We start from the raw sequence: 5,421 nt of genomic DNA, 5'->3' as shown, positions 1-5,421 counted from the left end.
GTCCGAAGGGGTGGGCGCGGCGCGCACGACGGCATAAAGCACCACCTCGCCCCGCCCGTCCGCCCGCGGGAAGGTGCCGATGGCGCGGAACCGGTCGGGGAAGGCCGCGACCGTCGCCTGCGCCACCCGGCTGGCGGGCGCCGCCCCGGTCTCGCGCGCCTCCACGGCAAGGGCGTCGGCGCCGAGGGCGTCGAGGGCACCTAGAAGCTCCTCCGGAGTGGCGGCAGAAAGCTGGCTCGCCGCCACCACGAAGCTCCGGCGGGTCCGATCGCGCTGGGCGACGGCGGCACCGAGGGACGCCTCGCCCCTCCCATCCCCGGCGACGACGATCACCGGGGGCGCCGCATCACGGGCGAGGAAGGCTTCCGCCGCCGCATCCATGCCGATCGCACCCTTGCGCACTTGCTGGAGTAGTCCCGGCATGGCGGCGAGCAGCAGCAGCAGCGCCACCGCCAGTTCCCGGATGGTGCCCCAGCCCGACACCAGCACGCCCAGCAGCCGCATGGCGCCGAACGCCGCCAGCATGGCCACCGGCGCAAGAAGCACGACGGCATCCAGCGCCACGCCCCGGCCGGCGCCCAGTCCGAAGGCAAGGGCGAAGGCCGGCACCAGCGCCGCCACCGGGGCCAGCGCCGCCGGATCCACCGCATCCTCATCCCGCCGCCAGCCCTCGATGACGGTGAAGACGAGGCCGGCCACGGCGCAGGCCAGCAGCAGGGAGCCGAACGCGCCACGCAGGGTCTGCCAGATGAAGACCGGCCCCTCGACCGTCACCACCGGCGGCAGCCGGCCGGCGGCCAAAGCCACCCCCAGCGCCAGCCCGCCAAGGCCCGCAAGCGGCACGAGCACACGCGCTCGCCGCATCACATGGAGCCGCCCGCCCATCAGCGCCGCCAGCGGCGGCAGCAGCAGCACCACCGCTCCCGCCGGCGCCACCAGCACGCTCACCGCCCCGGCTGCGGCGAACAGGGTGGCGGAGGCGGTGGTGCCCAGCCGCATATGGCGGCCGAAGGCGAGGGCGGACAGGAGCGTGAACAGGGCCAGCGGCAGATCGAGGCCCAGAACCAAGCTCGCCTCCCGCAGCAGCGGCAGGGCGGCGAGCACGAAGCCCACCGCCACCGCCGGCAGCACCCCCGCCGCCCGTGCCGTGGCCCAGCCCGCGCTCACCACCAGCACGGCGGCCAGCACCGCCGGCAGCAGCAGCGCTGCCGGCGTGGTGGGCGTCAACAGCAGCAGCCAGCCGCCGGCCAGCACATGGAACAGGGTGAGCCGGGCGAGCGGCAGCGCCTGCGGGGCGTGCAGGCCATAGTCCGCCGCGAAGGCGCCGGGGGCGGGGAAGCCGGCAGCCGCATGGTCCGCCACCATCAGGGCGGTGACGAAATGGCGCGCCTCGTCGGGATCAGTGCTGCCGAGCTCGGCCACATAGGCGCCGGCGCCCAATTGCTGGGCGACGATGACGGCAGTGGCGAGCAGCACCACGATGAGGAAGATGAGGCCGCGCAGCGCGACGGTGCTCCTTCGCCTCCCAGCAGCCTCCACGCTCACGATCATCCCGTGCACCCCGACGCGCGGCGCGACGCCGCATTCGCCCGCGTTCTAGAGCGCGATCGGTCCGGACGGAAGCCGTTCCACCGCCTCCGGCCAGGGAATCGCCGGTTCACGGCAGCGACGTCCGGCAGGCTGCGCGCCGGCGCCGGCCGGTAAGGCTTGACCTTGGAGGCCACGGCGGGTGAGGTGGCGCAGGACCGCTTCCCGCCGGCCCGCCCCATCCTTCGGACCCGTCCAATCCCGCGGACCGGTCCAATCCTGCGGACCCTCATGGCGAACGACCTCTCGCTGCGGATCGTGATCGTGGACGAAAGCCCCGTCCGCTCGGCCATTCTGGAAGAGGGCCTGAAGGAGGCCGGCTTCCACAATGTGCTGCGCATCACCGGGCGCACCAACCTGCTTGAGCGCATCTACGCCATCGATCCGGACGTGATCCTCATCGACCTCGAGGACCCCTCCCGCGACACCATCGAGCAGATGTTCCAGGTGAGCCGCGAGGTGAAGCGCCCCGTCGCCATGTTCGTGGACCAGACCGACTCGAAGACCATCGAGGATGCCATCGAGGCCGGCGTCGCCTCCTACGTGGTGGACGGCCTGCGCAAGGACCGGGTGAAGCCCATCCTGGAAACCACCATCTCCCGCTTCCGCGCCTTCGCCCGTCTCAGGGCGGAGCTCGAGGAGGCAAAAAGCCAGCTGGAGGAGCGCAAGGTGGTAGACCGCGCCAAGATGATCCTCATGAAGATGAAGGGCATCGACGAGGAAACCGCCTACGGCCTCCTGCGCCGCACCGCCATGAACGAGAAGAAGCGCATCGCCGACATCGCCCAGTCCATCATCACCGCCGCGGAGCTTTTGCGATGAGACGGCTCGCCATGGGGTTCATCCCCCTCACCGATGCGGCGGTGCTGATCGCCGCCGCCGAACGCGGCTTCGCCATGGCGGAGGGCATCGAGATCGAGTTGCACAAGGAGGTGTCCTGGGCCAACATCCGCGACAAGGTGAATGTGGGCCTGCTCGACGGCGCCCACATGCTGGGGCCGCTGGCCATCGCCTCCTCGCTCGGCCTCGGCCATGTGCGGGTGCCGCTGGTGGTGCCGTTCGCGCTCAATCTCAACGGCAGCGCCATCACCATCGACAAGCACATCTACGCCGCCATGGCCGAGGTAGGGGAAGACTTATCCACCGCCGTTGGCGCGGCGCAGGCGCTGGGCAAGGTGGTGCGCCAGCGCAAGGCCGAGGGCCGCGACCCGCTCACCTTCGCCTCGGTCTATGCCTTTTCCACCCACACCTATCTGCTGCGCCACTTCCTGACCGGCGGGGGCATCGACCCGGACCGGGACGTGCGGTTCGTGGTGGTGCCGCCCCCGTTCATGGCCGAGAGCCTGCGTGGCGGGCTCATCCACGGATTTTCCGTGGGCTCGCCCTGGAATTCGGTGGCGGTGGAGGCGGACGTGGGGCGCATCGCGGCGCTGGGGGCGGAGATCTTCGGCTGGGTGCCGGAAAAGGTGCTGGGGGTGCACGCCCGCTTTGCCAATGCCGAGCCCGAGCTGCTGCACCGCCTCGTGCGCGCGCTCCACGCCGCCGCCCGCTGGTGCGAGGACGCGGCCAACCACGACGACCTTGCCCGGCTCCTGAGCGAGCCGCGCCATCTTAACCTGCCCTCCGACGTGCTGAAGCGCACCCTGGACGGGCGGCTGCATTCGGCCCCCGGCGGCCGGCTGCGCGCCCATCCCGACTATCTGGTGCTCAACCGCGACGGCGCCAACCGGCCCGAGCGCGACCATGCCCTGTGGATGTATGCCCAGATCGTCGCCGCCGGACAGGGCGAGTTCGCCGCCGACGCGGCGCGCGAAGCTATGAGCGTCTACCGGCCGGACATCTTCGATGCGGCCGTGGGCCCGGTGCCGGTGAAGCATCCGGAGCCCGATTGCGTGGCCACCCAGTTCGGCGCCGTGTTCGATGCGCGAGCGTTCCTGGGGGGCGGGGCTTAGCCGCGCCGCCCGGACCTTGGGCTCGTTCGGTCCGCGTCATGGCCGGGCTTGGAACACTTAAAAGACCTCTACCCAACAGCTTCCCGCTGCCCACTCCGCCCCACCGCAGCGCACAAATTGAATGCAAGTGCATCGCATCCCTGCGCAACCGCAGTGCAGGGCTTGCGGCTGCCTGAATTTTCGCCATGCCATAAATGGTGTAATTTCAAACACATAATCCCATGACATCATTTGGCCCACCGCTTGCATTGTTAATCCCCAAGCGCGGTCAACGACGATCTCGCCCCCCATAACATTCGTCCCAATGACGGGACCCGCAGCAAAGCCGCTGACACCGATGGCCCTTCGGCCGGTCGTGATGTCCTGCGGCTTTTTTTGTTCCGGGTCCCCTCTGCGCCGTCCGCCGATCCAGAGGAACCAAGATGAGCGACGCTTCGAAGACCAAGTCTCCCGCGACGACCCAGTCTCCCGCTTCCGCCGAAGGCGTATCCCGCCGTTCGCTGCTGAAGGGCTCGGCGGCCGCGCTGGGCACCGCCGCCCTGTTCGAGGCGGTGCGCATGGGCTTCCCCGGCGGCGTGCCTTCCGCTTACGCGGCCGCGCCGGAAACCACCAAGGCGATCCTGGGCTACATCGCCCTCATCGACGCTTCGCCTTTGGTCATCGCCAAGGAGAAGGGCTTCTTCGCCAAGCACGGCGTGCCGGACGTGGAAGTCAACAAGCAGGCGTCCTGGGGCGCCACCCGCGACAACCTCGTGCTCGGCGGCGAGAAGAACGGCATCGACGGCGCGCACATCCTGTCGCCCATGCCCTACCTGATCTCGGCCGGCAAGGTGACGCAGAACAACGTGCCCACCCCCATGGTCATCCTGGCGCGCCTCAATCTCGACGCGCAGGCCGTCTCGGTTTCCAACGAATACAAGGACCTCAAGGTCACCACCGACGCCAGCGCGCTGAAGGCCGCCTTCGCCAGGAAGCGGGCCGACGGCAAGGAAGTCAAAGTCGCCATGACCTTCCCCGGTGGCACCCACGACCTGTGGATCCGCTACTGGCTGGCGAGCGCCGGCATCGACCCGGACAAGGACGTCTCCACCATCGTGGTGCCGCCGCCGCAGATGGTGGCCAACATGAAGGTCGGCACCATGGATGCCTTCTGCGTGGGCGAGCCGTGGAACGAGCAACTGGTGAACCAGGGCATCGGCTTCACCGCCTGCACCACCGGCGAGATCTGGAAGAACCATCCCGAGAAGGCGCTCGGCATGCGCGCCGACTTCGTGGAGAAAAATCCCAACACCACCAAGGCCATCCTGATGGCGGTGATGGAAGCCCAGCAATGGTGCGACAAGATGGAGAACAAGCAGGAGCTGGCCGAGATCGTCGGCAAGCGCCAGTGGTTCAACGTGCCCGTCGCCGACATCATCGGCCGCCTGAAGGGCGACATCAATTACGGCAACGGCCGGGTTGAGAAGGGCACCGACCAGTACATGAAGTTCTGGAAGGACCATGCGTCCTATCCCTTCAAGAGCCACGATGCCTGGTTCATCACCGAGGACATCCGCTGGGGCAAGTTCGAGCCCACGACCGACATCAACGCCCTCGTCGACAAGGTGAACCGCGAGGACATCTGGCGGCAGGCCGCCAAGGAGCTGGGCATCGCCGCCTCGGATATTCCCGCCGGCACCTCGCGCGGCAAGGAAACCTTCTTCGACGGCAAGGTCTTCGATCCCGCCGATCCGCACGCTTACCTCAAAAGCCTTGGCATCAAGCGCGTCGAGGCTTGAGCCGCGGCACGCCCCCCTTCGGTGCCGAACTCGGCTGTTGCCGAGTTCGGCACCGAAGGCCGAAGCCGGAAACATCCGGCTTCGCGCGGGGGAGGGTTGGGGAG

3 protein-coding genes and 1 pseudogene are annotated in these 5,421 nt (G+C 68.9%); 3 read left to right on the top strand and 1 reads right to left on the bottom strand.

The genetic code is table 11. The annotated features are described in order from the left end of the window. Positions 1-1,551: pseudogene (locus tag K9U41_RS21650) on the bottom strand (hypothetical protein); the annotation flags it as partial. 267 nt (positions 1,552-1,818) lie between these two features. Here K9U41_RS21650 and K9U41_RS21645 point away from each other — a divergent pair. From K9U41_RS21645 to K9U41_RS21635, 3 genes are all read left to right on the top strand, one after another. Beyond that, positions 1,819-2,409: an ANTAR domain-containing response regulator gene (locus K9U41_RS21645; RefSeq protein WP_282642912.1), complete on the top strand. Its 591-nt coding sequence runs from the start codon at positions 1,819-1,821 to the stop codon at positions 2,407-2,409. Further along, positions 2,406-3,539, top strand: coding sequence for a CmpA/NrtA family ABC transporter substrate-binding protein (locus K9U41_RS21640; RefSeq protein WP_282642911.1), 1,134 nt, complete (start codon positions 2,406-2,408; stop codon positions 3,537-3,539). The genes K9U41_RS21645 and K9U41_RS21640 overlap by 4 nt, the downstream gene beginning before the upstream one ends. A 422-nt stretch (positions 3,540-3,961) precedes the next feature. Next, the gene (locus K9U41_RS21635; protein WP_282642910.1) at positions 3,962-5,317 is read left to right on the top strand and encodes a CmpA/NrtA family ABC transporter substrate-binding protein; all 1,356 of its coding nucleotides are present in this window, start codon (positions 3,962-3,964) and stop codon (positions 5,315-5,317) included. The last annotated feature ends 104 nt before the right edge of the window (positions 5,318-5,421 follow it).

Origin of the sequence: Xanthobacter autotrophicus, from assembly GCF_029991245.1 — a bacterium.
Taxonomy (GTDB): Bacteria; Pseudomonadota; Alphaproteobacteria; order Rhizobiales; family Xanthobacteraceae; genus Xanthobacter; species Xanthobacter autotrophicus_C.
Note: the sequence above shows the minus strand (reverse complement) of the source record. Positions and strands in the feature narration are given on the sequence as shown.

Bases quoted from the DNA above. Each gene is read 5' to 3' on its own strand.
- K9U41_RS21635 (WP_282642910.1), top strand. From the start codon at position 3,962: ATGAGCGACGCTTCGAAGACCAAGTCTCCCGCGACGACCCAGTCTCCC.
- K9U41_RS21645 (WP_282642912.1), top strand. From the start codon at position 1,819: ATGGCGAACGACCTCTCGCTGCGGATCGTGATCGTGGACGAAAGCCCC.
- K9U41_RS21640 (WP_282642911.1), top strand. From the start codon at position 2,406: ATGAGACGGCTCGCCATGGGGTTCATCCCCCTCACCGATGCGGCGGTG.